General features: G+C 70.6%; 22 protein-coding genes and 1 pseudogene. 9 read left to right on the plus strand and 14 right to left on the minus strand.

Annotation, left to right across the window (positions count from 1 at the left end):
- Positions 1–92: 92 nt before the first annotated feature.
- Entirely contained in the window at positions 93–1094 is a 1002-nt protein-coding gene (locus ACZ6R9_RS29365) for a 5'-nucleotidase (protein ID WP_465541492.1), read from the minus strand.
- A gap of 278 nt (positions 1095–1372) precedes the next feature.
- Here ACZ6R9_RS29365 and ACZ6R9_RS29370 point away from each other — a divergent pair, with 278 nt between their 5' ends.
- On the plus strand, positions 1373–2383 hold the full coding sequence (locus ACZ6R9_RS29370; protein ID WP_465541494.1) for an alpha/beta fold hydrolase: 1011 nt from the start codon (positions 1373–1375) through the stop codon (positions 2381–2383).
- An 84-nt stretch (positions 2384–2467) separates the two neighbouring features.
- Here the strand turns inward: ACZ6R9_RS29370 and ACZ6R9_RS29375 are convergent, their stop codons facing one another.
- Complete coding sequence (locus tag ACZ6R9_RS29375; RefSeq protein WP_465541496.1) at positions 2468–3421, minus strand: TIGR00730 family Rossman fold protein; 954 nt, start codon at positions 3419–3421, stop codon at positions 2468–2470.
- A 53-nt stretch (positions 3422–3474) separates the two neighbouring features.
- Here ACZ6R9_RS29375 and ACZ6R9_RS29380 point away from each other — a divergent pair, with 53 nt between their 5' ends.
- The gene (locus ACZ6R9_RS29380; RefSeq protein WP_465541498.1) at positions 3475–4041 is read left to right on the plus strand and encodes a TetR/AcrR family transcriptional regulator; all 567 of its coding nucleotides are present in this window, start codon (positions 3475–3477) and stop codon (positions 4039–4041) included.
- A gap of 71 nt (positions 4042–4112) precedes the next feature.
- Here ACZ6R9_RS29380 and ACZ6R9_RS29385 read toward each other — a convergent pair whose 3' ends face one another.
- The 3 genes from ACZ6R9_RS29385 to ACZ6R9_RS29395 all read right to left on the minus strand — a co-directional run bounded on the left by ACZ6R9_RS29385 (position 4113) and on the right by ACZ6R9_RS29395 (position 7841).
- Positions 4113–5147 (minus strand): ABC transporter permease, encoded by a 1035-nt coding sequence (locus ACZ6R9_RS29385; protein WP_465541500.1) that lies wholly within the window; start codon positions 5145–5147, stop codon positions 4113–4115.
- The gene (locus ACZ6R9_RS29390; protein ID WP_465541502.1) at positions 5144–6724 is read right to left on the minus strand and encodes a sugar ABC transporter ATP-binding protein; all 1581 of its coding nucleotides are present in this window, start codon (positions 6722–6724) and stop codon (positions 5144–5146) included. Before ACZ6R9_RS29390 ends, ACZ6R9_RS29385 begins: the two co-directional genes overlap by 4 nt.
- A 76-nt stretch (positions 6725–6800) precedes the next feature.
- Positions 6801–7841: a substrate-binding domain-containing protein gene (locus ACZ6R9_RS29395; protein WP_465541504.1), complete on the minus strand. Its 1041-nt coding sequence runs from the start codon at positions 7839–7841 to the stop codon at positions 6801–6803.
- Positions 7842–8219: 378 nt separating this feature from the next.
- Here ACZ6R9_RS29395 and ACZ6R9_RS29400 point away from each other — a divergent pair, with 378 nt between their 5' ends.
- Positions 8220–10298 carry an alpha-galactosidase gene (locus tag ACZ6R9_RS29400; RefSeq protein WP_465541506.1) on the plus strand — a complete coding sequence of 693 codons (2079 nt, stop codon included), beginning with the start codon at positions 8220–8222 and terminating at the stop codon, positions 10296–10298.
- Positions 10299–10526: 228 nt separating this feature from the next.
- Complete coding sequence (locus ACZ6R9_RS29405; RefSeq protein ID WP_380481234.1) at positions 10527–12608, plus strand: NPCBM/NEW2 domain-containing protein; 2082 nt, start codon at positions 10527–10529, stop codon at positions 12606–12608.
- A 93-nt stretch (positions 12609–12701) separates the two neighbouring features.
- On the opposite strand, the gene ACZ6R9_RS29410 is transcribed toward ACZ6R9_RS29405, so the two are convergent.
- Positions 12702–13283: a helix-turn-helix domain-containing protein gene (locus ACZ6R9_RS29410; protein ID WP_380481231.1), complete on the minus strand. Its 582-nt coding sequence runs from the start codon at positions 13281–13283 to the stop codon at positions 12702–12704.
- A 320-nt stretch (positions 13284–13603) separates the two neighbouring features.
- On the opposite strand from ACZ6R9_RS29410, the gene ACZ6R9_RS29415 reads away from it, so the two are divergent.
- From ACZ6R9_RS29415 to ACZ6R9_RS29430, 4 genes and pseudogenes are all read left to right on the plus strand, one after another.
- Entirely contained in the window at positions 13604–14401 is a 798-nt protein-coding gene (locus ACZ6R9_RS29415) for an aldolase (protein WP_465541508.1), read from the plus strand.
- Entirely contained in the window at positions 14401–15315 is a 915-nt protein-coding gene (locus ACZ6R9_RS29420) for a dihydrodipicolinate synthase family protein (protein WP_465541510.1), read from the plus strand. The genes ACZ6R9_RS29415 and ACZ6R9_RS29420 overlap by 1 nt, the downstream gene beginning before the upstream one ends.
- Positions 15316–15870: 555 nt before the next feature.
- Positions 15871–15996 (plus strand): annotated as a pseudogene (locus tag ACZ6R9_RS29425) (FUSC family protein); the annotation flags it as partial.
- 109 nt (positions 15997–16105) lie between these two features.
- Positions 16106–16363: a hypothetical protein gene (locus tag ACZ6R9_RS29430; protein ID WP_380481224.1), complete on the plus strand. Its 258-nt coding sequence runs from the start codon at positions 16106–16108 to the stop codon at positions 16361–16363.
- Positions 16364–16372: 9 nt separating this feature from the next.
- Here ACZ6R9_RS29430 and ACZ6R9_RS29435 read toward each other — a convergent pair whose 3' ends face one another.
- From ACZ6R9_RS29435 to glnA, 3 genes are all read right to left on the minus strand, one after another.
- On the minus strand, positions 16373–16870 hold the full coding sequence (locus ACZ6R9_RS29435) for a potassium channel family protein (protein WP_380481222.1): 498 nt from the start codon (positions 16868–16870) through the stop codon (positions 16373–16375).
- Between the two features lie 83 nt (positions 16871–16953).
- On the minus strand, positions 16954–17505 hold the full coding sequence (locus ACZ6R9_RS29440) for a YhjD/YihY/BrkB family envelope integrity protein (RefSeq protein ID WP_380481220.1): 552 nt from the start codon (positions 17503–17505) through the stop codon (positions 16954–16956).
- 302 nt (positions 17506–17807) lie between these two features.
- Entirely contained in the window at positions 17808–19220 is a 1413-nt protein-coding gene (glnA, locus tag ACZ6R9_RS29445; protein ID WP_380481217.1) for a type I glutamate--ammonia ligase, read from the minus strand.
- Positions 19221–19541: 321 nt separating this feature from the next.
- On the opposite strand from glnA, the gene ACZ6R9_RS29450 reads away from it, so the two are divergent.
- Positions 19542–20009 carry an RDD family protein gene (locus ACZ6R9_RS29450; RefSeq protein WP_380481214.1) on the plus strand — a complete coding sequence of 156 codons (468 nt, stop codon included), beginning with the start codon at positions 19542–19544 and terminating at the stop codon, positions 20007–20009.
- Between the two features lie 114 nt (positions 20010–20123).
- On the opposite strand, the gene ACZ6R9_RS29455 is transcribed toward ACZ6R9_RS29450, so the two are convergent.
- From ACZ6R9_RS29455 to ACZ6R9_RS29475, 5 genes are all read right to left on the minus strand, one after another.
- Positions 20124–20810 carry a DUF4191 domain-containing protein gene (locus ACZ6R9_RS29455; protein WP_380481211.1) on the minus strand — a complete coding sequence of 229 codons (687 nt, stop codon included), beginning with the start codon at positions 20808–20810 and terminating at the stop codon, positions 20124–20126.
- 97 nt (positions 20811–20907) lie between these two features.
- Positions 20908–21060, minus strand: a complete 153-nt coding sequence (locus tag ACZ6R9_RS29460; protein ID WP_380481209.1) for a hypothetical protein — start codon at positions 21058–21060, stop codon at positions 20908–20910.
- Between the two features lie 217 nt (positions 21061–21277).
- Positions 21278–22231, minus strand: a complete 954-nt coding sequence (lipA, locus tag ACZ6R9_RS29465) for a lipoyl synthase (protein WP_380481206.1) — start codon at positions 22229–22231, stop codon at positions 21278–21280.
- 130 nt (positions 22232–22361) lie between these two features.
- Positions 22362–23132: a lipoyl(octanoyl) transferase LipB gene (gene lipB, locus ACZ6R9_RS29470; protein WP_380481542.1), complete on the minus strand. Its 771-nt coding sequence runs from the start codon at positions 23130–23132 to the stop codon at positions 22362–22364.
- A gap of 221 nt (positions 23133–23353) precedes the next feature.
- Entirely contained in the window at positions 23354–25246 is a 1893-nt protein-coding gene (locus tag ACZ6R9_RS29475) for a helix-turn-helix domain-containing protein (protein ID WP_465541515.1), read from the minus strand.
- Positions 25247–25333: the final 87 nt, after the last annotated feature.

A 25333-nucleotide genomic window follows, 5' to 3' on the forward strand; every position in this document is an offset into this window, starting at 1 on the left:
GCGTAGAGAACTCCATGATCACGTGGACCCGTGCCCGCACTGCATCCACCCCGCTCGATCACTCCACAGCGGCCGCCTATTGCCGGTCGGTCTTACTCCACGAGGGCGTTCGCCGGTTCGCTCGTCCGCGCCGGTTCGCTCACCGGTGCCGGTTCGTTGATCTGCGCCGGTTCGTTTATCTGGCCGATCGGGATGTGCACGCTCGGCGTGGTGCGCGCGGTGCTGTCGAGATGGACGCGCTGGTCGTCGAAGAAGATGTGCGGGCGCAGTACCTCCATGATCCGGCCCTTGTCGATGCCGCCGAGGAAGAACGCGTCGTTCACCCGGACGCCCCAGCGCTTCAGGCTCTTGACGGCCCGTTCGTCGGCGGGGGAGTTGCGGGCGGTGACGATCGAGACGGACACCCGCAGGCGGTAGCCGGGGTCGGTGCGGCGCCGGTCCTCCTCGCGCTGCTGGATCCGGTTGATCCCGGCGAGGAAGTCCCTGAGCGGTCCCGCGTCGTGCGGGACGTCCGCGTGGGCCACCTCGTAGTCGCGGAACTTCTCGATGCCTTCGCGCTGGTAGACCTGCTCGGCCCGGTCGGAGGCCAGCACGCCGTCGAAGTCGAACGCGATCCGCAGGTCGGTGTCGTCCTCGTCGTCCTGCGGCATCGGCCCGAGCACCCGTCCGGCCGGCAGCCCGGTCGCGACCGCCTCGCGGACGTCCTCCTCGTTGGCGGACAGGAACAGCGACATGTTGAGCACCGGCATGAAGCTGTACGGGGCGCGGCCCTGCTTGAAGATGGCCCGGGAGATCGGCAGCTTGTGCGCCCGGATGGAGCGCATCACCCGCAGCCCGGTGTCCGGGTCGTTGCGCGACAGCACGATCACCTCGACGAGCGGATCGTCCTCGGTGCCCAGGTTGTTCAGGGACAGCAGCCGCTTGACGAACGGGAAGGCCACCCCGGGCGCCAGGGTGACGTCCAAGTGGCGTTCCTGGTGCGACCGGTAGGCGTCCTCGCCGTCCTCCCGGAACACCCGGTCCGAGTCCGTCAGATCGAACAGCGCGCTGGAGGCGACGCCGACCACCAGCCGCCCGGCAAGCTCGTACGCCACTCCGGCCCCTCCTGTGCACTCCCGCCCCGAAAATCCCGGACGGCCCAATTGTCGCACTGGTGTTTCAGCGGCCACCGCCGCCGTCCTCCCTGCCCACCGCCGCCGTCCGTGCGGCCCGCCGCGTCGGCCGCATGCCGTCGGGAGCTGACCGCGTGAGGACCGCCACCCCCGACCGGTGTCACATAGTGGCGGGCTGTCGGGTCTCTTCCTGTGAAGGCTGGAACACTCCGTTGCGGCCCAGAAACGAAGACCCTCAACTCTCAAGGAAGAGGCCGTCAATGACCAAGGATCAGCACGGCAGCGGCAGCGGCAGCGGCGACGCCAAGGCCGGCGGGACGTCGCGACGCAGTGCGCTGAAGGCGGCCGTGGCCGGGGCGGGGGCGATCACCGCGCTGGGCGCGGCCACCTCCACCGCGCACGCGGACGGGCCCGGGCGCGGCGCGCCGACCTTCGTCCTCGTCCACGGCTCGGGGAGCAACTCCTACTTCTGGCAGCCCCTGTTGCGTGAGCTGGGCCTGCGCGGACACCGTGCGATCGCGGTCGACCTGCCCGGGCACGGGCCCGGCGCGTACCTCCCCGAGTCCTACCAGTCCCCGCAGGACCTCGACCGGCTGCGCACCGAGCCGTCCCCGTTGTCCGAGGTGACGCTGGGCGACTTCGCGGCGCACGTCGTCGGCGTGGTCCGGCGGGTGCGCCGCAACGGCCCGGTGGTACTGGTCGGCGCCAGCCTCGGCGGCGCCACCCTCAACGCGGTCGCCAACCAGGTCCCCGAGCTGATCGCGCACCTGGTGTACGCCTCCGCGTTCTGCCCGACCGCGCACCCCTCGGTGCTGCGGCTGGTGATGACCCCGGAGGGGGCCGCCAGCTCCATGTTCCGGATCCCCCCGGTCCACACGCCGCCGGAGCTGGGCGTCAGCCGGGTCAACTGGCGCTCGGGCGACCCCGCGTTCTTCGCGATCGCCAAGGAGTCGCTCGCCGCCGACCGCCCCGACGCCGAGGTCCGGGCCCTGCTGAACATCCTGGAGCCGGACGAGTCGGCGGCCGTCGGCGCCAGTGAGGACGCCCGCGGCCTCCTGGCGACCTGGGGCCGGGTCCCGCGCACCTTCGTCCGCTACACCCAGGACCGCACCATCCCGCTCCCGCTCCAGGACCTGATGATCCGCGAGGCGGACGAGCTCACACCCCACAACCGCTTCCGCGTCCGCTCGCTGAGCGCGCCGCACGCCGGCCCGCGCGACCCGGCGCTGCTGGCGGACGAGCTGGAACTCGTCGCCCGGCTGTGCCGCTGAGCACGAGCCACGGCTTTCATCGCGGCCGCCGGTCGCGGACGGGCCGGCGGCGGCGGTGCACCGGTACCGAGGGCCGGATCCGCGCTACGAGGCCAGACCGAGCCGGGCCATGACCTCCCGCAGCGCGGGCGCGCACCGGTCGCTGTCGGCGGCGGTGATCCAGGCGAGTTCCGCGATCTCCGCGCCGGGGGTCGGCAGGCCTTCGGCGGGGCCGGTGTAGCAGTGCATGCGCAGCCGGACGCCGGGGCGGCCGTGGGCGGGGGCCTCGACCGTGTGGGCGTGGGCGAACTGCTCGGGCGCGCAGGCCAGGCCGAGCTCCTCGCGCAGTTCCCTGGCCAGGGCCTGCGCCGGGGTCTCGCCGGGCTCCAGCTTGCCGCCGGGGAGGTAGAAGGCGTCCTTGCCGTGGGTCCGGACGGCCAGCAGGCGCTGGTCGCGGACGCAGATCCAGCCCACCGAGTCCAGAATCGCGTCCTGTGCCGGGGTCTCCCACTTGGGCGTGGGCGGCTGCCACCGGGCCATGGCGTCGAGCAGGGCCTCGGGGTCCGTCCCGGTGATCAGGTTCCGGTGCGCGGGGCGGACGAAGCCGGTGTCGACCAGGTGGTCGGCGAGCTCGGTCAGGGGCTGCCAGAAGCCGGACGGGCCGAGCAGCGCGACGGGCTTGGTGTGGAGCCCGAGCTGCTGCCAGGTCCACGCCTCGAAGAGTTCCTCCAGAGTGCCGGCGCCACCGGGCAGCGCGATGAACCCGTCCGCCGCATCGGCCATGGCGGCCTTGCGTCGGTGCATGTCCTCCACGACCTGCAGGCGGGTCAGCCCGCGATGGGCGATCTCCTTGTCCACCAGGGCCTTCGGCATGACCCCGACCACCTCGCCGCCGGCGGCGAGCGCGGCATCGGCCAGCGCGCCCATCAGCCCGACCTTGCCACCTCCGTAGACGATGCCGATGCCCCTGCGGGCCAGCGTGGTGCCCAGGGCAGCGGCCAGGGCGGCGTACTCGGTGCGGCTGCCGGTGGCGGATCCGGCGAAGACTGCGAAGCGCATCAATCCTCCAAATGCGACGCGACGTCGCGTCGCATTATGGCAGGCTGGGCGCCATGACCCCACCCCCGCCCACCCAACCCAAGGGCCCCCGGAGCCGCGACCAGGTGCTCGACGCCACGCTCGCCCTGCTCAGCGAGGCCGGCTACGCCCGGCTCACCGTCGAGGGCGTGGCGAGCACCTCCGGCGTCCACAAGAGCACCCTCTACCGCTGGTGGCCCGACAAGGCGGCCCTGGTGGCCGACGCCCTGGCCTCCCGGATGGACACCGGCCCCCTCCCGGACACCGGCAACACCCGGGACGACCTGACCAGTTGGCTGTGCGGCACCATCGCCAACTACACCGCCACCCCCGCCGGCGCGACCATGCCCGCCCTGATCGCCGACCTGGCCGGCCGCCCCGGAGCCCTGGACGCCTTCCGTGCGGCCTTCCTCACCGAACGCCGCACCAACTGCGCCACCGTGATCCAGCGCGGCATCGCCCGCGGCGACCTGCCCCCCGACACGGACGTCGAACTCTTCATGGACGCCCTGGCCGGCGCGGTCTTCTACCGCCAACTCGTCACCGGCCTCCCCATCGACCCCGACCTCCCCACCCGCCTCGTCCGCATCCTCGGCCTCTGACGCATGCGCCACTTACGGCAGTTGGTGGCGCTACAAGGTGCGATGTCGACGAGCCCCGGCGGCCTTCCGCGTCAGGCGGGGAGGCCGACGGCGCGTTCCTTGGTACGGCGTTGCTGGATGACGACCGCGACCACGAGCAGCGCGCCCTGGGCGACGTTCTGCCAGAAGGAGTTGATGCCCTGGACGGTGAGTCCGTTCTCGAGGGCGCCGAGGAGGGCGACGGCGAGGAGGGTGCCGCCGATGGTGCCCTTGCCGCCCTTGAGGGCGCAGCCGCCGAGGGCGGCGGCGGTGATGGCCTTGAGTTCGAGGCCTTCACTGCCGGAGGTGGGCTGTCCGCTGCCGGTGCGGGCGGTGAGCAGGATGCCGGCGATGGCGGCGGCGGTGCCGATGAGGGCGTAGACGGCGACCAGGTACTTGTTGATGTTGATGCCGGCGAGGCGGGCGGCGGTGTCGTTGCCGCCGACGGCGTAGATGTTGCGGCCGATGTCGGTGTAGGTGAGCAGGACATGGACGGCGAGGGCGACGGCGATGAGGATCCAGACCATGACCGGAAGTCCGGCGATCCTGCCCCGGCCGAGGAAGACGAAGACGGCATTGTTGAGGACGTAGCCCTGGGCCCGGCCGTCGGACAGGAGTTGGGCGAGGCCCTTGTAGGCGGCGAGGCCGGCGAGGGTGGCGATGGTGGGGTTGACCCGGCCGTACACGATGATCGCGCCGTTGAGGACGCCGATCAGCAGGCCGACGGCGACGGCGGCGGCCATGCCCGCGAAGGCGTTGGAGCCGGCAGAGGTGAAGGCCATGGCGCTGACGACGGAGGCGACGCCCGCCTGGGAGCCGACCGAGATGTCGAGTCCGCCGCAGATGATGACGACGGTCTGGACGACGGCGAGCAGGCCGGTGATGGTGGCGGCCTCGGCGATCACCTGCATGTTGGTGAGGCTGAGGTAGTTGTCGTTGAGGAGGCCGAAGACGGTGAGGACCGCAACCAGGGCGCCGATCAGGCTGAGGTTCTGCCCGCCGATGGCGCCCAGTACGGGAATCCTTGCGGCGGGCCGGCGTCGGCCTCCGTTGTCCGAGACGGCAGGCGGTGTGGTGGTGGTTGTCATGAGGTCGCTCCTGGGGCGCTCGTGCTGATGTCATCGGCCATCGCGAGGGCGAGGACGGCCTCCTCGGTGACCTCCTCACGGTTCAGCTCACCGGTGGTGCGGCCGTTCTGCATGACGACGATCCGGTCGGCGAGGCCGAGCAGTTCGGGCAGTTCGGAGGAGATCACCAGCAGGGCGACGCCCTGTTCGGCGAGATCGGCGATGATCTGGTAGATCTCGGCCTTGGCGCCGACGTCGATGCCGCGGGTGGGCTCGTCGAGGATCAGCAGCTTGGGCTTGCGGGCGAGCCAGCGGGCGAGAACGACCTTCTGCTGGTTGCCGCCGGAGAGCTTGCGGACCTCGTGCTCGATGGACGGTGCGCGTACCCGCAGGCGGTCGGTGTACTCCTGGGCGAGGTCGCGTTCCGCTCCTCGCTTGACGAAGCGGAAGCGGCGCAGTCGCTCCAGTACCGCGATGGAGGTGTTGTCCCGGATCGTGCGGTGCAGGAACAGCGCCTGCGCCTTCCGCTCCTCCGGGGCCAGACCGAGGCCGGCGCGGATCACCGCTCCGGGGTTGCCGGACGGCAGCGGCTGCCCGTCCAGGGTGACGCTGCCGGAGCGGACGGGCAGGTCCCCGGCGAGCGCGAGAGCAAGTTCGGAGCGTCCGGCGCCGATCAGTCCGGCGACGCCGACCACTTCGCCCGCGTGGATGCGCAGGTCGATGCCGTGGACCCGGTCCGTCGTCAGGTCACGGACGTCCAGGACGACCCGGTCGGTGACGGTGGGTCGGCGGACGGACATCGTTGACAGGTCGCGGCCGACCATCAGGCGTACCAGGTCGCCTTCGGTGGTGGTCCTGGCATCCTGGACGCCGATCAGGGCTCCGTCGCGCAGGACGGCGATGCGGTCGGCGAGCTGGAAGATCTCCTGCATCCGGTGCGATACGTAGATGACGGCGACGCCCTGGTCGCGCAAGCGGTTGATCAGTGCGAACAACGCGTCGACCTCGTGCTCGGACAGTGAGGAGGTCGGCTCGTCGAACGCGATGACCCGGGCGGCGGTTCGGCCGGTCAGCGCCCGCAGGATCTCGACCAACTGGCGCTGGGCAGCCGTCAGTTGTGATCCGAGGAGATCGGGTTCCAGGACGTCGGCGAACCCGAACCGATTGAGGTCCGCGGTGATCCGGCGGCGCAGCTCGGCCCGGTCGAGGCGGCGGCCGGCCCGGCGGGGCAGGGACCCGGTGTAGACGTTCTCGGCGACCGAGACGTGCGGGATGATCTCGGGTTCCTGCGGGATGATCCGGATGCCGGCGGCCCGTGCGTCGGCCGGGGAGCGCAGCTCGACCGGTCGCCCGTCCAGGAGGACGCGTCCCTCGGTGGGCTGGTGGTCGCCGGTGAGGATCTTCAGAAGAGTGGACTTCCCGGCCCCGTTCTCACCCATGAGGGCGGTGACTCTGCCGCTGGGGAGGTCGAGGGTCACGTCGCTCAGGGCCTGCACCGCGCCGAACCGCTTGGTGATCCCCTCGACCCGCGCCCCGGCGGCGGGGGGTGGGTCGGCGGGCGGCCGGGAGTGCGAGGCCGAGGGGTGTGCTCTGCTCACTGCTGGGTCACCTCGGGACTGGAGCGGCGGAGTGGGGACGGTCGCCCGCCCACCGGGCGACCGCTGGGGAGGACGGTCAGTTGCAGGTGACGCCGGCGCTCTTCCAGGTGGAGGCGTCGACCATGGTGGTGGGGGCGAACGCCTCGGCGGGCATCTCCTTGTTGTTCTTCAGCCGGTCGTACACGGTCTGGACGGCGAGTGCGCCGACGTCCCTGCCGTTGATGAACAGGGCGGCCTTCATCCCGGAGGGCTTGCCGCCGCTCCAGGCCTTGCAGGCGAGGTAGGCGCCGAGGCCCACGCCGTCGATGTCGTCGGGGCTGACGCCGGCGTTCTGCAGGGCGGTGACGCCGCCCTGGACGTTCTCGTCGTTGCAGCCCCAGACCACCCAGTGCTTGACCCCGGCATTGGCGGTGACCGTCGCAGCGACCTTGTCCTGCGCGCCGGTCGGGGTGTTGTCGGTGGCGACGTCGATGTTCCGGACCCCGGGGACGGCGGAGTCGAAGGCTTCCCGGGCGGCCTTGACCCGGTCGCCGCAGACGGTGACGTCCTGCTTCCAGGCGGAGATTGTCCGGGTGTCGGCGGCGTTCCAGCCGGCCTTCTTGAACTCCTGGGCGGCGCGCTTGCCGACCTCGCCGCCCATCTGCGCGCCGGAGAAGCCGATCCGCGGCACCAGGTCGGACTTGGCGCACTTCGCCGGGTCCGGTCCGGTGGCGCAGACCTGATCGTCCGAGGTGAGCAGGGCGATCCTCGCGTCCCTCGCGGTCTGCACGACCTGCGGGCCGACGGCCGGGTCGGGCACGACCACGATGATGCCGTTGGTCTTCTGCGCGATCGCGGACTGCACCTCGCTGATGGTCTTGTTGGCGTCGTTGCCGAGGTTCACCACCTTGATGTCGATGCCCAGTTCGGCGGCCTTTGCTCTGGCACCGGCCGCCTCGCCGACGAAGTACTCCTGGTCGCCCTGCTTCTGCAGGTAGGTGATCGAGATCTTTCCGCCGACCGGGGCGACCGAGGGGGCACCGGAGGTGGACTCCTGGCCGGTGGAGCAGGCGGTGGCGGTCAGGCCCAGGGCGAGCAGGAGTCCTGCGGCGGCACGGCAGTTGATGGCACGGGACATGAGGGGAGGCTCCTTTTCGTCGAACGCGATGGGGAAGGGACTCCTGGCTCCGTCGCGCAGGCTCTGGTGGCCCGTCAAACCACCAGAAACAAACATGCTCAAACGCGACCCGACATATCACAGTGCCATTGCACAAACATGTCAAGAGGGAGGGTGTGTGGACACCCTCCCGTGGCGTTCTCTGGTGCAGTCAAGCGCCAGTTCGGCCTGAAGCTTCGTGAAGACGGCGCGTTCGGGGTCTTGAGTGCTCGATTCCTGTCTGGCTACCATGTGTTGCTTTCTGTTTGAAGATTCCTCCAGCCGTCGATCTCTGGAGATGGATTCAACAGAACCCACCGGCATGTCACGGTCCCCCGCAGGCTCACCTGGAGCGCCCCCATGCGTCCATCCATGCCCCGCACCCTGCTGCACACCCTTGCGGCGTTGTCCCTCGCGGCATCCGGCCTCACGGCCGTCCTTGCCGACTCCGCCCCCGCCGCGGCCCTCGACAACGGCCTCGCCCTCACTCCACCGATGGGCTGGAACTCCTGGAACACCCTGGGCACCGCGGTGACCCAGCAGCAGGTCGTCCGGACCATCGACTTCATGTCGTCCAAGGGCCTGGTGGCGGCCGGCTACGACACCGTCACCATCGACGACGGCTGGTCGCTGTCCCACCGCGACGGACAGACCACCGACCTCGTCAAGAACTCCTACGGCGCGATGCAGCTGTACGACGCCGACCGCAACCCCGTCAGCGGTACCGACGGCAACGGCTTCGACCTGACGACGGGACACCTGATACCGGACCCGGACCACTTCCCGGCCCACACCGTCAACGGGCAGACCCTCAACGGCATCCAGTACCTGTCGTGGTACGCCCACACCAAGGGTATGAAGTTCGGCCTCTATGCCACCGGCACCTACACCACCTGCCAGGGGCACCCGGGCAGTCTCGGGCACGAGTCGACCGACGCCGCCGACTTCGTCGCCTGGGGTGTCGATTTCGTCAAGTACGACGACTGCCCCTACGGCCCGCCGATCACCGGTCCGGACGGGTACAACTACGGAACCCAGGGCGAGGGCCGGGAGTTGACCCGCTCCATCTACGCCCGCACGCAGGACTTCCAGCGTGCCCTGGACGCCGCCTCCGCCGCCCAGGGCCGACCGCGCGTCGTGCTGAGCGTGTCCGCCCAGCCCGTGCACACCGGCATCCCGTACCTGCTGGCCGGTGACGACCCCGCCCGCACCGACCCGGTGATCAGAGCGGCCGGCACCCCCGCCCGGCAGGCCCCCGGCTACGCGCCGACCGGCGTCTGGTGCGGTCAGGTCGCGAACCTCTGCCGGATCGGCGGCGACCGCGGCCCGGACCTGGAAGGCGTGCTCCACAACGGCCAGTTGCGGACCGCGCTGCAGTATCCGGGCAATGTCCGGCCGGGGAGCTGGAACGACATGGACATGATGTTCGCCGGCTGGCTCGACCCGTACGGCCTCTACGGCGTCACCGACACCTGCACCTGCCACAAGCCGATGAGCGACACCGAATCGCGCAGCGAGATGTCGATCCTCGCCATGACGGCCGCCCCGCTGATCTCCGGCGCCGACCTGCGCAGCGCCGCCGACTCCCAGCACAGCGACCGCGGCTACACCTGGTCAACGGGCATCAGCGACTCCGCGCTCGCCATCTACAAGAACGCCGACGTCATCGCCGTCGACCAGGACAGCCTCGGCAAGCCCGCCACCCTGGTCGGCGACCCGCCGAACAGTCCCACCGCCCCGCTGGTCCTCAAGCGGCAGCTGGCGAACGGCGACACCGCCGTCCTGCTGGTCAACCAGGACCCGAACTCCAGCCAGACCGTCTCCACCACCCTGAGCGCGCTCGGACTCACCGGCCCCGGCTACTCCGCCAAGGAGCTGTGGACCGGCGCCACCGGCAACGTCACCGGCACGCTCGGCGCCTCGGTCGCCCCGCACGGCGTCGCCATGTACCGGCTCAAGGCCCTGCCCGTCACCGTCCCCGCGACGGTGATCGGCGACGGCCGTTACCACGGCATCAGTGCCGGCGGCACCGGCGGCCAGGTCCTGGAGGTCCGGGGCATGTGCAGCGCCCCCGACGGCTCCACCACCGACGTCAACACCTGGTGGGACTGGCACACGTCGGAGCGGTGGCGCTTCGACGCCAACGGTGACGGCACGGTGCACATCACCGACGACTGCTACACCGACACCCAGGTCCACGGCACCCTGACCGGACCGGCCACGCCCGGCACCGCAGCGCGGGTCCTCAACAGCTACGACCCCGACAGCCCGTACCAGAAGTGGCGCGTCGTTCAGAACACCGCCACCGGTGCACTGACCATCACCAGCGTGGCCACCGGCCTCGTCCTGGACGCCCCGCAGTCCACACCCACGTCCGCCGTCGTCCTCAACCAGCCCGACGGATCGGCCGCAGGCCAGTCCTGGAGCCTGCTGTCCTGACGCGGCGGACCCACCAGCCCGGAGGGTGCGGGGCGGCGCCGCCTCAGGTCCCCGCACCCTCCGCCGAGGAGCCACCCGACTCCGCACGGTCCGCGCCACGGCGTCGGCGGACCGTGTGACGACTCCTTACCCGATCCACTTTCCGTGCGGTCGAGTTCCGCACGTCCGTTCCCGGGAGGAACCTTGCCATCCGTACGCGTAAAACTGTCCCGCCGCGTCAGTGCGACGTTGACGTCCCTCACCCTGCTGGCCGGTGGCGGCGCGCTCGTCGTCGGCGCCCAACTTGCCACTGCCCCACCGGCGCTGGCACTCGACAACGGCATCAACCTGACCCCCCAGATGGGCTTCAACAACTGGAACACCACCTGGTGCGGGTCCCAGTTCAACGAGAACCTGGTCAAGGGAATGGCCGACCTGTTCGTCAGCAAGGGCCTCAAGGCGGCCGGCTACCAGTACATCAACCTCGACGACTGCTGGGCGCTGCCCGCCCGGGACTTGTCCGGCAACCTGGTGCCCGACCCGGTCCGGTTCCCGCACGGCATCAAGGCGCTCGCGGACTACGTTCACGCCAAGGGCCTGAAGTTCGGCCTCTACTCGAGCGCCGGCATCCACACCTGCGACGTCCAGGGCTTCCCCGGCGGCCTCGGCCACGAGCAGCAGGACGCCAACCTGTGGGCTTCCTGGGGCGTCGACTACCTCAAGTACGACAACTGCAACAACATGGGTGTCGATGCACAGACCCGCTACAAGGCAATGGGCGACGCGCTGAAGAAGACCGGCCGACCGATCCTCTACAGCATCTGTGACTGGGGCTCCAGCGGCCCGTGGAACTGGGCGCAGCCGGTCGGCAACTCCTGGCGCACCACCGGCGACATCAGCGACAACTGGCAGAGCATGATCTCCATCGCGCACGCCAACCAGGGACTGTCCGCCTACGCCAAGGCCGGCGCCTTCAACGACCCGGACATGCTGGAAGTCGGCAACGGCGGCATGACCGGCACCGAGTACCGCACTCACTTCAGCCTCTGGGCCGAGATGGCCGCACCACTGCTGATCGGCGCCGACCTGCGCACCGCCCAGCAGGAGACGTTCGACATCCTCACCAACGCCGACGTCATCGCGGTCGACCAGGATCCGCTGGGCAAGCAGGGCTCGGTGGTCTCCAGCGACAACGGCCTGGTCGTCATGTCGAAGCCGCTGGCCGACGGCAGCCGCGCGGTCACCCTCACCAACGAGGGCTCCTACGAGGCCACCATCACCACCACCGTGCAGGCCGTCGGCATCGCCGGCGCGCCCTCGTACACGGTCAAGGACCTGTGGTCGAAGAAGACCACCATCAGTACCGGGGCGATCAGCGCCACGGTCCCCGGCCACGGCACCGCGATGTTCCGGGTCACCCCGAGCGTGCCCGTCCCGCCGCCCACCGGCATGAGCTACCTGAGCGACCTGCCGTTCCTCGCCCAGGTCAACGGCTGGGGCCCGGCCGAGCGCGACCACAGCAACGGTGACTGGGTCGCCGGTGACGGCCGCACCCTGGCCATCCGCGGCACCACGTACGCCAAGGGCATCGGCACGAACGCCGCCAGCGACATCACCTTCAACCTCGGCGGTACCTGCAAGAACCTGGTGACCAGTGTCGGCATCGACGACGAGACGTCCGGCAACGGCTCCGCCGTCTTCCAGATCTTCAAGGACGGAACTCTCGCCGCCGACAGCGGAAAGCTCACCGGCAAGGACGCGGCCAAGAAGCTCACCGTCGACCTCACCGGTGCCAGCACCCTGCGCCTGGCGGTCACCGACGGCGGCGACGGCACCAGTTGGGACCACGCCGACTGGGCCGACGCCAAGATCGCCTGCGGTAACGGCCCCGCCGCCGGCGCCCACCAGCTCTCCGACCTCACCTGGACCTCCGCGAGCAACGGCTGGGGCCAGGTCGAGAAGGACATGAGCAACGGCGACAACCAGTCCGGCGACGGACGCACCATCACCATCAACGGCGCGACCTACGCCAAGGGCCTGGGCACCAACGCGTTCAGCGAGATCGTCTACTACCTCGGCGGCACCTGCACCTCGCTGACCACCGATGTCGGTGTCGATGCCGAGGCCATGGGCCGCGGCACCGTCGCTTTCCAGATCTGGAAGGACGGCACCAAGGTCGCCGACAGCGGCGTGCTGAACGCCGCCGCCGGCGCCAAGCACCTCACCGCCGACCTCGCCGGTGCCAACGAGCTGCACCTGGTCGTCACCGATGGCGGCGACGGCAACAACAGTGACCACGCCGACTGGGCGGGTCCGGTTCTCACCTGCTGACCGCTCCTCCGCGCGGGTGCGGTGCCGGACGACCCGTCCGGCACCGCACGGTTTCCGCAGGCGCCCCTACAGGTCGTCGTTCTGACGGGCACCTCAGGGCAGGCGGGAGTGCGGGGGCCAGGCGCCGTCCGGAGTGTCGTAGTCGCTGGAGACCAGGAGGAGGACGGTGGCGCGCCTGGTTCCCAGGGAGCGGAGCCGGTGGGGCGTGGTGGCCTTGAAGTAGGCGCAGTCGCCGGGGTCGAGCGTGATCGCGCGTGAGGGGAGGACCAGTTCGACCCGTCCCGCGTGGACGAAGACGAACTCCTCGCCGGGGTGGTCCCGGAAGACGGCGGGGCCGTCGTCGAGCGGCGGGTAGAGCATGAACGGGGTCATGCCCTTGGCGCCGGCGTCGAGTGCCATGCCCTCGTAGCGGGTGCCGGGCTCGTCCGGGGAGGTCAGGGCCTGGCGTTCCGCGGCCCGGGTGACAGTGACCTCGCTCAGCTCGTCGGCGTCGGCGAAGAGGCTGTCCAGGGGGACTTCGAGGGCCTTGGCCAGGGAGGCGCACACGGCGATCGAGGGAACGCTCTGCCCGCGTTCGACCTTCGACAGGTAGCTCTTGGTGACGCCGGACCGCTCGGCCAGCGCCTCCAGGGTCATCAGCCGTTCCTTGCGCAGCCGGCGCACCCGGTTGATCACTGGCGTCTCCCTCTCCCGTACCCCCGAATCGACGGGGCCGTGCGCTGCGGAGCGTGCCGTCCGCTCCTGATGACACCTCGTGTCCTATAGCGAACAATGCTACGCCGCGGCGTGACCGGCATGCCTGAGAGGTGCAGCCCGCCGGCGCCCGTCGCGGGCCTCCCTTGGCGTGCCGGGGCTGCGGGCGCCTTGCCCGGGGCGGGTCACTCTTGCCGTCAGGAAACCTTGTGTCCTATGGTGAACGAGGTTTCCTCCGGAGCTGCGGCTCCGGACGCAGGCCCTGCCACCGGGGCAGGGTCGGAGAGCGGGAGCAGAGACACATGGCGAAAACGCTGCAGGACTCGAAGGACGTCCTCGTCGACCGCGCCGAGCGGCAGATGAACCGGCACTTCGGGGACTCGAAACTGACCACGCGCCAGAAGCTGGCGCTCACCTGCCGGATCGCCTACGACGGCGGCCACGACTCGGGCCTCGCCGGGCAGATCAGCTCCCGTGGGCGGGAGCCGGGCACCTACTACACCCAGCGTCTGGGGCTGGGCTTCGACGAGATCACCGAGGACAACCTGCTGCTGGTGAACGAGGACCTGGAAGTCCTGGAGGGGGAGGGCATGCCCAACCCCGCCAACCGCTTCCACTCCTGGATCTACCGGGAGCGCGCGGACGTCAACTGCATCATCCACACGCACCCGTTGCACACGGCCGCACTCGCCATGCTGGAAGTGCCGCTGGTGGTCTCCCAGATGGACACGACGCCGCTGTACGACGACTGCGCCTTCCTCAAGGACTGGCCGGGCGTGCCGGTGGGCAACGAGGAGGGCAGGATCATCTCCGCCGCCCTCGGCGACAAGCGGGCCATCCTGCTGGCCCACCACGGCCAGCTGGTGACGGGCTCCACGGTCGAGGAGGCGTGCACCCTGGCGCTGCTCATCGAACGGGCCGCCCGCCTGCAGCTGCTGGCGATGTCGGCGGGGACAATCCAGCCCCTGGACCCGGCTCTGGCCCGTGAGGCCCACGACTGGACCTCCACCGACCGGCGCAGCAGGGCGAACTTCGACTACTACGCACGCAAGGCGCTGCGCAACCACCCCGACTGCGTGACCGGACAGGTGGAACTCTGATGGCCAACCCGCCCCTGAAGGGCATCATTTCCTACCCGGTCACCCCCTTCGACGCCATCACCGGCGAGGTCGACCTGCCCGCGCTGCGAAGCCTCACCGGCGACCTCGTCGCCGCCGGCAGCCACGCCGTCGCTCCGCTGGGCAGCACCGGCGAGAGCGCCTACCTGACGGACAAGGAGTGGGACGCGGTCTGCGAGACCACCCTCAACACGGTGGCCGGGCAGGTGCCGACCCTCGTCGGCGTCTCCCACTGGAGCACCAAAGGCACGGTCCGCCGCGCCCGCGTGGCCGCCCGCCACGGCGCCACCGCGATCATGGTGCTGCCTCAGGTGTACTGGAAGCTGACCGAGGGCGAACTCGCCCGCCACTACAGCGAGGTGGCCCGGGCCACCGACCTGCCGATGATGCTCTACAACAACCCCGGTACCAGCGGTGTGGACCTGCGCCCGGAGGCGGTGGTCGCGCTCGCCCGGAAGATCCCCAACCTCACCATGGTCAAGGAGAGTTCGGGCGAGGTGTCCCGCTTCCGCGCCATCCGTGAGCTGTCCGACGGAGAGCTGTCCGTCTACAACGGCAGCAACCCGGTCGCCCTGGACGCCTTCCGCGCCGGAGCCGTCGGCTGGTGCACGGCCGCCCCCTGCCTCGTACCGGAGTGGGTGCTGGAACTCCACGCCGCGGCCGTCGCCGGACACGACGACCACGCGGACGCACTGCTGCGGGAGCTGCTGCCCTTCCTGCGCTTCATCGTCAACCACGGCCTTCCCCGGGCCATCAAGGCGGGCCTCGACATCCAGAACCGCCCGTCCGGGCCGCCACGGCCGCCGTTGCTGCCCCTGCCCCAGGACGAGACGGCGCAGCTACGGGAGATGCTCGGCCACCTCCTCCCCGACCGCCTCCCGCCATCCGCCAACTGACGGCGCGAACTCCCCACGGCGCCGGGTTCCATGACGGCAGCCGGGCCTTTACGGGGGTCAGGTGAGCGCTTCCACGATGTGGGAGCAGCGCACCCGGTCCTCTTGAACCCGCTCGCCGAACCGGCCAGCGTTTCCGCAGGCCAGCGAGGTTCCGACCTGCGGAAACAAAGGTCTCACCGCCGAGTTCGCGGCCGAGCTCGGCGGATCCCCTGGCCGCTGTGCGCCTCTCGCTGAGTTCGATCCCCGTGCGCTCATTTCGCACTCACTTCACATCGCGAGTCTGCGACCGCGCCCGGCGCAGCCTCGACGGCCGTCCCGATCGCGGCACGGGGGGCGGCACTGATGAGTGACCGCCGTCCGGCACCGGGCGCTGTGTCGGGGAATCTTCGGCGGGTCGCTGCCCGGGCGCAGGTGCTCGCCTGGACCGGCGGGGCGGCGCTGTGGATCGCGCTGACGTTCGTCGAGTGGCTGATCCGTGGGCGCCGGGATCTGCCCCAGCCGTTCGTGGAGCTGCCCGGCGATACCGCGCGGAGGCCACTGACCCGGCCGCTGATCATGTTCGCGGTGATCCGCGCCCTGGTCATCGGCGGCACCGTCGCCCTCGCCTTCGGGCTGGACCTGCCGCACGGCTACTGGATTTCGGGCGCGGCCGTGATCGCGATGAAGCCGAGCCTGGAGCAGTCCACCCTCGTCTCCCTCCAGCGCCTGGTCGGCGCGCTGATCGGGCTCCATCGCGGCGGCGCTGCTGCTCCTGCTTCCGGCCAGCGAGACCGGTCTCAAGCTGTTCGCGATGACGCGCGGACTCGAAGTCGTCGCGCTCGTCCTGTTCGTGCACGCGGTCGGTATCCGCTTCCTGAACCACACCCTCTACACCGCGGCCATCGCCGCAGGGGTGCTGATCCTGACCGATCTTCCGCAGCCCTCCGACTATGCCGCCGAGGGCTACCGGGTGCTGTGGACGGCCTGCGGAGTCGGTATCGGCGTGATCGTCATGCTGCTGGCCGGGCTGCTTGCCCGCACCGCCAAGACGCCGCCGCCGAGGGCCTGATCCTGGTTCTCACTCACCGTCCTCCGCGCTGGCCCGGGCATTCACCTCGGCGTTCCTGCGTTCCCGGCCGCGGCGGACGGCACCCACGACCACCTTGATGGCCAGGCCGAAGATGATCAGGTCGGCCAGCATCTGCACGGTGACCGCCAGCTGCGCCGTGTCGTTCTTGGCCGTGATGTCGCCGAACCCGACGGTGGAGAACACGGTGACAGTGAAGTAGAGCCCCTGGGTGTGGGAGAGGTGCTCACCGAAGCTGGAAGGCGACTGGGCCGCCAGTGTGACGTAGGTGCCCGCGAACAGCAGCAGGAAGAACGGGACACTGGTGGCCAACGCCTCGACGGCCCGCAGCCCCGGGTGCCGGGCGAGGAGGATCGCTCGGACCTGAACGGCGACCAGGGCGACGAATCCCGCCAGTCCGACCAAGAGCACGGTGACGGCAACGCCCGTGGAGAAGTGGTCCAAGGGCAGCAGGTAGTACGCGGCCACCAGTAAGGCGACCGACCCCACCACACGCAGTGTGGCCCAGACGACCCTCACGGAGGGCGGCCGGTCTGCCACCCGCTCCTGTGGAGTCGCTCCGCTCCGCGCGCTCATGATGCCCGCCGCATTCTGCTGATCGCGGCACGCCAGGACATGCCGCGCTCGTCCCCCATCATGCCGGTGGCCGCGCCCAGGATGATCACCACTCCGGTCGCGATGAAGAACGCCATGAGGGAGAAGACGACCCCGATCGGCCCGTACTTCGTGTCGTCGCTGACGATCATGCCGGAGAAGGTGAAGCGGAAGACGATCAGCATGCCGATCCAGAACAGGCCGGTGGCGACGGCACCCGGGAGCAGTCTGCGCCCGGCGACCCTCCCGGCCAGAGCAGACACGATCAGCAGGAACGGAACGGCGCACAGCAGCAGCGTCGCGGCCAGCTGGAGCGCCTGATTGAGGAAGTCCACCGCGTTCAGCCGCTGCCACAGGTTCTCGGCCCAGGACCCGACATACTTCGCCCGGCCCCACTCGGCTGTGCGCCGGGCACGTCGTACGCTCGCCCGGCCGGCCGCTCTCCCGCTCGGCTGCCCGCTTTCCGGCGCGGCTCTGGTTCGTGCCGCACACCCGTCTGGTGACTTGCCCGGGGCGTTGTGCGTCCGCATGGTCAACCTCCCGGCGATGATCACTCGGATCGGTGATCAGCTGGAGCCCTGTATCCACCCTCCCACTGCTGCCCTGGCGGCAGCGCGGCGACAAGGACCCGCCGTCGCGACCGCGTGACCGGCGTCAAGGACCAGGTTGCTGCCGGGTTGCCAGCCCCGGCAGGGGGCGACTCTCGCCGCGCGTGTTCGCCCCCGCGTGCTGCTCGTCATGTCACGTGAGCGCGGATCGTGCGGTGGCGGTTCAGGCCGCTGAGAGATCATCGCGAGCCCCGACCTGCGTTTTCCGCAGGCCGGAGGCGCTCCTACAGGTCGTAGTACAGCTCGAACTCGTGCGGGTGCGGCCGCAGGGCGATCGGGGCGATTTCCTGGGTGCGCTTGTAGTCGATCCAGGTTTCGATCAGGTCGGTGGTGAAGACGCCACCGGCCAGCAGGTATTCGTGGTCGGCTTCGAGGGCGTCCAGGACGGCGCTGAGGGATGCGGGGACCTGAGGGACGGCGGCGTGTTCGTCGGGGGCGAGTTCGTAGAGGTCCTTGTCGACGGGCTCGGCGGGTTCGATCTTGTTCTTGATGCCGTCGAGGCCGGCCATCAGCATGGCGGAGAAGGCCAGGTAGGGGTTGGACGCCGGGTCGGGGGCGCGGAACTCGATGCGCTTGGCCTTGGCGTTCGAGCCGGTGATCGGAATCCGGATCGCGGCGGAGCGGTTGCGCTGCGAGTAGACCAGGTTGACCGGGGCCTCGAAGCCGGGCACCAGGCGGTGGTAGGAGTTCACCGACGGGTTGGTGAAGGCGAGCAGCGACGGGGCGTGCTTGAGGATGCCGCCGATGTAGTGGCGGGCGATGTCGGACAGGCCCGCGTAGCCCTGCTCGTCGTAGAACAGCGGGGTGCCGCCCGTCCAGAGCGACTGGTGGACGTGCATGCCGGAGCCGTTGTCGCCGAAGATCGGCTTGGGCATGAAGGTGGCGGTCTTGCCGGCCCGCCAGGCCACGTTCTTGATGATGTATTTGAACAGCATCAGGTCGTCCGCGGCATGCAGCAGGGTGTTGAACCGGTAGTTGATCTCGGCCTGCCCGGCGGTGCCGACCTCGTGGTGCTGACGTTCCACGGTCAGCCCGGCGCGGCCGAGTTCGAGGGACATCTCGGCGCGCAGGTCGGCGAAGTGGTCGACGGGCGGGACGGGGAAGTACCCGCCCTTGTACTTGACCTTGTAGCCGCGGACGTCGCCCTCCGCGGAGCCGGTGTTCCAGGCGCCGGCCACCGAGTCGATGTGGTAGTAGGACGCGTTGGCGCTGGTCTCGAAGCGCACCGAGTCGAAGACGTAGAACTCGGCCTCGGGCCCGAAGTACGCGGTGTCGGCGATGCCGGAGGAGGCGAGGTAGGCCTCGGCCTTGCGGGCCACGTTGCGCGGGTCGCGGCTGTAGGCCTCGCCGGTGATCGGGTCCTGGATGAAGAAGTTGATGTTGAGGTGCTTCTCGGTGCGGAACGGGTCCAGCCGGGCGGTGGCGAGGTCCGGGACGAGGGCCATGTCGGACTCGTGGATGGCCTGGAAGCCGTGGATCGAGGAGCCGTCGAACATCAGGGTCTCGGTCGGGTCGAAGGTGTCGGCCGGAACCGCGAGGTGCTGCAGCACGCCCGGCAGGTCGCAGAACCGGACGTCGACGAACTTGATGTCGTTGTCGGCGATGTACTGCTTCACCTCGTCGGCGTTGGTGAACATCCGTACTCCTCCTCGGCGTGCGGTCTGAGCCTCCGTCACGGGCGACGGGAGCCCCCGTGCAGGGGGCTCACGATAGGAATGGGCCGTTTCCTGATCGTGACCCGACTGTTTCCCACATGTTAACCAGGCCATTCCGGTGGGTGGCAAAACAGCATGGTTCCGGGCAAATCGCCAAGCTCGCAGCAGCGATGTGCGGCACATGGTCCAGACCACTTGGGGCAGTCGGGCGAACCCCGGTTCACCCCGACGGGATTCCGGCCCGGCGTGCCCGGCCGCGGGCCCGCGAACGGGTTCGGCGGTAAGCCCGGTTAGGGTGGGTCCGTGGACACCAGAGAAGCACTCGGATCGTGGATCGACGGCCCGAAAGCGGCCGCCGAGAAGATGGGCGCCGACTTCGGCTACCGCGGCGAGCGCCTCGGCCTGCCGCGCTCCGGCCCTGGCTCGATGGCCGGCCCCGGCCGCCGGATCGGTGCCCTTTTCGTGGACGGCTGGCTGGTCAGCCTGGTCGCCTACGGCCTGATCGCGCACGGCGACCAGGGATCGGCCAACCTGTGGACCACCCCGCTGTTCTACGCCGTCACCGTGCTGTTCCTGGCCACCACCGGCACCACCGTCGGCAAGCGCCTGTTCGGCCTGCGGGTGATCCGGCTGGACGGCCGCCGCGCGACCATCCCGCAGGTGCTGCTGCGCACCTTCCTGCTGTGCCTGATCATCCCGGCCGCCGTCTGGGACCGCGACACCCGCGGCCTGCACGACAAGGCCGTCGGCACCGTCGAGGTCCGGATCTGACGCCGCCAGGGCCATCAGCCAAGGCCCGTCAAGGTCAGGGAACGTCGAACGGCCCCGCTCGCGGAGAGGAATCTCGCGAGCGGGGCCGTGGTGTCCTACGGGGGGAGTGGCTGCTTAGCGCGCGCCGCCCTTGGGCATCCGGGCGCCCTTCGGCATCGGGCCCTTGGGGATCGGCGCCTTCGACAGCAGGTCGCCGAGCGCCCGCAGCCGGTCGTTGGTCTCGGTGACCTGGGCGGCGGTGATCGCCCGCGGCAGCCGCATCAGGTGGATCTGCAGCTTCTTCAGCGGGATCTGGTCCTCGCCGTTGCCGACCATGATGTCGTGCACCGGCACGTCGCCGACGACGCGGGACATCTTCTTCTTCTCGGACGCCAGCAGCGGACGCACCCGGTTCGGGTTGCCCTCACCGATCAGCGCGATGCCGGCCCGGCCGACCGCGCGGTAGACCGCGTCCTGGCTGCGGGTGACCGCGACCGGGGTCTGGTTGGCGCTCCAGCCGCGGCGGATGTTGCCCAGCACCGCGGCGACCGCGCCCGGCTGGCCCTCCATCTGCCCGAACGCGGCCCGCTCGGCGCGGCGGCCGAACACGATCGCGACCGCCAGCACCGCCACCACGAAACCGAGAATGCCCAGGTAGACCGGGTGGTCCAGGGCGAAGCCGATGGCGAGGAACACGCCGAAGGTCAGCAGGCCGACGCCGGCGATGATCAGGCCGATCTTGGAGTCGACCTGCTTGGTCATGACATATGCCTGGCGGATCTGTGCGAGCCGCCCAGGAGTATCGGATTTTTGCCTCGCCATACCGCTCATGGTACGTGGCATGGGTGGCGATCATCCAAGCGGTGCCGGTTCCGTGACCCTGGACTTTCCCGAACACGACCCCGACGTCACCAGCGGTTCACGCGCTGCGTTCGGGCACCCGTTCGGGCTGCTCGCGCTCGCCCGCCAGCCGGCGGTTCTCGCACACCGCCGCCCACGCGTTGCGGCGCGCGCCGCGGATCAGCAACAGCTGTTCGGCCCGCCGCAGGGCGGTCCTGAGTCCGGTACGCATGACCACACCAACTCCTCGACCCGGGTACCGCTTCAGCGTCCCGGACGCCCGTTACCGTACGGTGACCCGACCGTCAATGCCACGTGAAACGTCGGCGGTTAGCCCGGACAGCTCCCCGAACGCCGGAGGGCACGCCCGGGCAGCTCCCCGAACGCCGAAGGGCGGGCCCGATCGGGCCCGCCCTTCAAAGCGACTACCGGAAAAAGCGACTACCGGCTCAGACCGCCGCCTGCTCGCGACGTTCCAGCGCCTGCCGGTACAGCCGACCGGCCCGGTACGAGGAACGCACCAGCGGGCCGGACATCACACCGGCGAAGCCCAGCTCCTCGGCCTCCTGCTGAAGCTCGACGAACTCCTGCGGCTTCACCCAGCGCTCCACCGGGTGGTGGCGCAGCGAGGGCCGCAGGTACTGGGTGATGGTGATCAGCTCGCAGCCGGCGTCGACCAGGTCGGCCAGCGCCTCGCTGACCTCCTCGCGGGTCTCGCCCATGCCCAGGATCAGGTTGGACTTGGTGACCAGCCCGGCCGCCCGGGCCTGGGTGATGACGTCCAGCGAGCGCTCGTAGCGGAACGCCGGGCGAATCCGCTTGAAGATCCGGGGCACCGTCTCGACGTTGTGTGCGAGCACCTCGGGACGGGACGAGAACACCTCGGCGAGCTGCTCCGGCACCGCGTTGAAGTCGGGGATCAGCAGCTCGACGCCGGTACGGCCGGCCTCGCGGGCCGCCGTCATCGCGTGCACCTGGCGGACGGTCTCCGCGTACAGCCACGCGCCGCCGTCCTCCAGGTCGTCGCGGGCGACGCCGGTGATGGTGGCGTAGTTCAGGTCCATGGTGACGATGGACTCGGCGACCCGGCGCGGCTCGTCCCGGTCGAACTCGGCGGGCTTGCCGGTGTCGATCTGGCAGAAGTCGCAGCGGCGGGTGCACTGGTCGCCGCCGATCAGGAAGGTCGCCTCGCGGTCTTCCCAGCACTCGAAGATGTTGGGGCAGCCCGCCTCCTGGCAGACCGTGTGCAGCCCTTCCTTCTTCACCAGGGAGTGCAGGGCGTTGTACTCAGGCCCCATCTTCGCCCTGGTCTTGATCCACTCGGGCTTCCGCTCGATGGGGGTCTCGCTGTTGCGGACCTCCAGGCGGAGAAGCTTCCTGCCGTCGGGTGCGACAGCGGACACGTGCGACTCCTAGAACTAGACGGGGTACCCCAAAGGGTACGCCGTTGCTTCGGTGGCCTGCTCCGGGCCCCGGGCCTTCGTTCGGAAGGCAACACCGGGCGCGGCGCGCCGATTCCCGGTCCCGTGGGGATCAGACCTTGACGGCCGGCTCGGGCAGTTCGGCGAACACCTCGCGCAGCGTGCGCTCCACCGTTCCCACCGCGTCCCGCACCGCGAACGGACGGGCGAGCTCGCCGCTCAGCGAGGCCACCCCGGCGTCCCGGATGCCGCACGGGACGATCTTGTCGAAGTACGTCATGTCCGGGTCGCAGTTCAGCGCGAAGCCGTGCATGGTCACGCCGCGCGCCACCCGCACGCCGATCGCCGCGAGCTTGCGGTCGTCGCCGCGCTGGCCCGCGTTGGAGGGGGCGTACTCGGGGCCCGCGAGGCGTGGGTCGATGCCCAGCGGCAGGCCCATCCGCAGCGTCAGCTTGCCGATCTCCACCACCTGCGACGGGTCCACCACCGCGCCCGGGATCTCCGCGCCGAGCTTCCACACCCCGCTGCGGCCCTCGATCCGGGTGGTCTCCACCCCGAACTCGGTGCACGCCCGGATCAGCGCCTCCTCCAGCCGCCGCACGTACGCCACCACGTCGATCGGGTCCGGCAGCTTCACGATCGGGTACCCCACCAGCTGGCCCGGGCCGTGCCAGGTGATCTCCCCGCCGCGATTCACCTCCACCACCGGCGTCCCGTCCAGCGGCAGGTCCTCCGGGTTGGTGCGCTTGCCCATCGTGTACACCGGGTCGTGCTCCAGCAGCAGCACCGTGTCCGGAATCTCGTCCGCGACGCGCAAGGCGTGCAGTCGCTGCTGCTCCGCCCACGCCTCCTGGTAGGGGACGGTCCGTTCGCCTATCCCCATCCGCACGAACTGCACGTTCTCGCTCACCACACGCTCCTGCCCTGCCGGCCGGCTCAGCCCAACCTGGTAACTGTACGACTGAAGCAAGGAGCGCGTGGGGGGCACCTCCCGGCCCCCTGGGGCTGGGGGAGAACCGCGCGAAGCGGAGGACGAACGTCGGCAGGATCGCGACGCACGACAATGACGTGCACGTGGACGCGACCTTGCAGACGTGCGCTCTTCTACTCCCCGGCCAGCAGCAGCAGCCGCAGCGCGAGCTGCAGCTCCAGCGCCCGTTCCGGCTGGTTCCAGTCGCGGCCGAGCAGCACCTCGACCCGGTCCAGCCGCTGGACGACCGTGTTCACGTGGACGTGCAGCAGGTCCTTGGCCCGGGTCAGGCTCCCGCCGCAGTCGAAGTAGGCCCGCAGGGTGCGGACCAGTTCGGTGCCGCGCTTGGCGTCGTAGTCGAGCAGCGGGCCGAGGGTCGCGCGGACGAAGCCCTCGACGTCGTGGCCGTCGCCGAGCAGGACGCCGAGGAAGCCGAGGTCGGTCGCGCACGCGCCGTCCCCCTCGCGGCCGAGCACCCGCAGGGCCCGGACGCACCGCACCCCCTCCGCGTAGGCCGCGGCCAGCGGGCCGGGCCCGCTCGCGGCGCGGCCGGTGCCGACGGTGACGGGCACCCCGACCAGCCGGGCCAGCCGCTCCGCGGCGAGGGCGGCGACCGCGCCGTCGCCGGTGCCGTCGTGCGGGACGAGCAGCACCACGCCGTCGCCGAACTCGGCGCTGATGCCGCGCGAGCCGAACAGGTACCGGGCCGCGGCCCCGGCCAGCCGTTCCCGGGCATGGACGTCCGCGGCGACCGCGACCAGCACCAGGTGCGGGCGGCCCAGGTCCACGCCGAGGCGGCGGCCGCGGGCGGTGAGGCCGGCCGGGTCGCGGTCGGGGGCGGTGAGCAGGTCGGCCAGCAGCTCGCCGCGGACGCGGTTCTCGGTCTCGGCGACCGAGCGCCGCAGCAGGAGCAGCAGCGCGGTGACGACGCTCGCTCGTTCGAACACCCGCCGGTCGGCGTCATTCAGCTCGGGTCTGCCGTGCAGCACGAGCGAGCCGAGCAGTTCCTGGCCGGCCAGCACCGCGCACACCCAGTCCGCGCCGTGCCGCACGGCGTGGCCCTCGGTGCGGGAGGAGGCGACGGCGTCGGAGAGGCCGTCGAGGGCGCCGCCGGGGCCGGTGAGCGGGGCGCCCTCCGCGTCGTGGACGGAGGCCTCGCCGTCGAGCAGCGCGGCGACCTCGGCGGCCACGTCGGCGACCTCCGCGCCGCGCAGTACGAGGTCGGTGAGCCGGTCGTGGGCCTGTTCGGCGCGCTGGACGGAGCCCGCGTGGGCGCGGATGACGGCGTTGGCGGTGGCGAGTTCGGCGAGCGCGGCGCGGGTGTCGGCCAGCGACTTGGCGGTGTCCAGGGCGATCGCGGCGTGCGCGGCGAGGGTGCACAGCAGCGCGACCTCGTCGGGGGAGAAGGTGCGCGGGGTGCGGTCGGCGGCGAACAGCACGCCGATCACGGTGCCGCCGAGCAGCAGGGGGACACCGATGATGGCGACCAGGCCCTCGTCGAGCACGCCGGCGTCGATCTGGCCGGTGTGCCGGAAGCGTTCGTCGATGCGGTAGTCGTGGCTGGCGTAGGGGCGGGCGGTCTGCGCGACCAGGCCGCCGAGGCCGTCGCCGAGGCTGAGCCGCAGGGTCTGGAAGATCGGCGAGACGGAGCCGTCGGTGACCCGCATGTAGGTGTCGCCGGCCCGCTCGTCGGGGAGGGTGAGGTAGGCGGTGTCGGTGCCGAGCAGCATCCGGGCGCGGCGGACGATGGCCTGCAGCACGGCGTCGAGGTCGCGGGAGGCGGCGAGATCGCCGGCGGTGTCGAACAGCGCCGTCAGTTCGGCTTCGCGGCGGCGGTGCTGACGCATCGTCCGGTGCACCCGCAGGGCCTGCCAGGTGGCGTCGTCGATCTCGGTCAGGACCTGGGCGGGTGCGCCCTGCCGACGGGCGTCGGCGAGGACTTCGCCGAAGTCCTCGGTGGCGGCGCCGGTCGCCAGCAGGTCGAGGAGTCGGCGCAGCGCCGGTGCGGCGGTGGTGTGGCGGTCCATTCGGTCTTCCCTGTCACTCGTGCCCCCCGTGGCCCCCGTTGCCCGCGGCCCGTCGCACGGGGGCCTGTCCGGCCGATCTTGCCGACC

Source organism: Kitasatospora sp. NPDC048662 (assembly GCF_055587065.1).

Bases quoted from the DNA above. Each gene is read 5' to 3' on its own strand.
- ACZ6R9_RS29370 (WP_465541494.1), top strand. From the start codon at position 1,373: ATGACCAAGGATCAGCACGGCAGCGGCAGCGGCAGCGGCGACGCCAAG.
- ACZ6R9_RS29375 (WP_465541496.1), bottom strand. From the start codon at position 3,421: ATGCGCTTCGCAGTCTTCGCCGGATCCGCCACCGGCAGCCGCACCGAG.
- ACZ6R9_RS29380 (WP_465541498.1), top strand. From the start codon at position 3,475: ATGACCCCACCCCCGCCCACCCAACCCAAGGGCCCCCGGAGCCGCGAC.
- ACZ6R9_RS29385 (WP_465541500.1), bottom strand. From the start codon at position 5,147: ATGACAACCACCACCACACCGCCTGCCGTCTCGGACAACGGAGGCCGA.
- ACZ6R9_RS29395 (WP_465541504.1), bottom strand. From the start codon at position 7,841: ATGTCCCGTGCCATCAACTGCCGTGCCGCCGCAGGACTCCTGCTCGCC.
- ACZ6R9_RS29400 (WP_465541506.1), top strand. From the start codon at position 8,220: ATGCGTCCATCCATGCCCCGCACCCTGCTGCACACCCTTGCGGCGTTG.
- ACZ6R9_RS29415 (WP_465541508.1), top strand. From the start codon at position 13,604: ATGGCGAAAACGCTGCAGGACTCGAAGGACGTCCTCGTCGACCGCGCC.
- ACZ6R9_RS29420 (WP_465541510.1), top strand. From the start codon at position 14,401: ATGGCCAACCCGCCCCTGAAGGGCATCATTTCCTACCCGGTCACCCCC.
- ACZ6R9_RS29430 (WP_380481224.1), top strand. From the start codon at position 16,106: ATGACGCGCGGACTCGAAGTCGTCGCGCTCGTCCTGTTCGTGCACGCG.
- ACZ6R9_RS29440 (WP_380481220.1), bottom strand. From the start codon at position 17,505: ATGCGGACGCACAACGCCCCGGGCAAGTCACCAGACGGGTGTGCGGCA.
- glnA (WP_380481217.1), bottom strand. From the start codon at position 19,220: ATGTTCACCAACGCCGACGAGGTGAAGCAGTACATCGCCGACAACGAC.
- ACZ6R9_RS29455 (WP_380481211.1), bottom strand. From the start codon at position 20,810: ATGGCGAGGCAAAAATCCGATACTCCTGGGCGGCTCGCACAGATCCGC.
- ACZ6R9_RS29460 (WP_380481209.1), bottom strand. From the start codon at position 21,060: ATGCGTACCGGACTCAGGACCGCCCTGCGGCGGGCCGAACAGCTGTTG.
- lipB (WP_380481542.1), bottom strand. From the start codon at position 23,132: ATGGGGATAGGCGAACGGACCGTCCCCTACCAGGAGGCGTGGGCGGAG.
- ACZ6R9_RS29475 (WP_465541515.1), bottom strand. From the start codon at position 25,246: ATGGACCGCCACACCACCGCCGCACCGGCGCTGCGCCGACTCCTCGAC.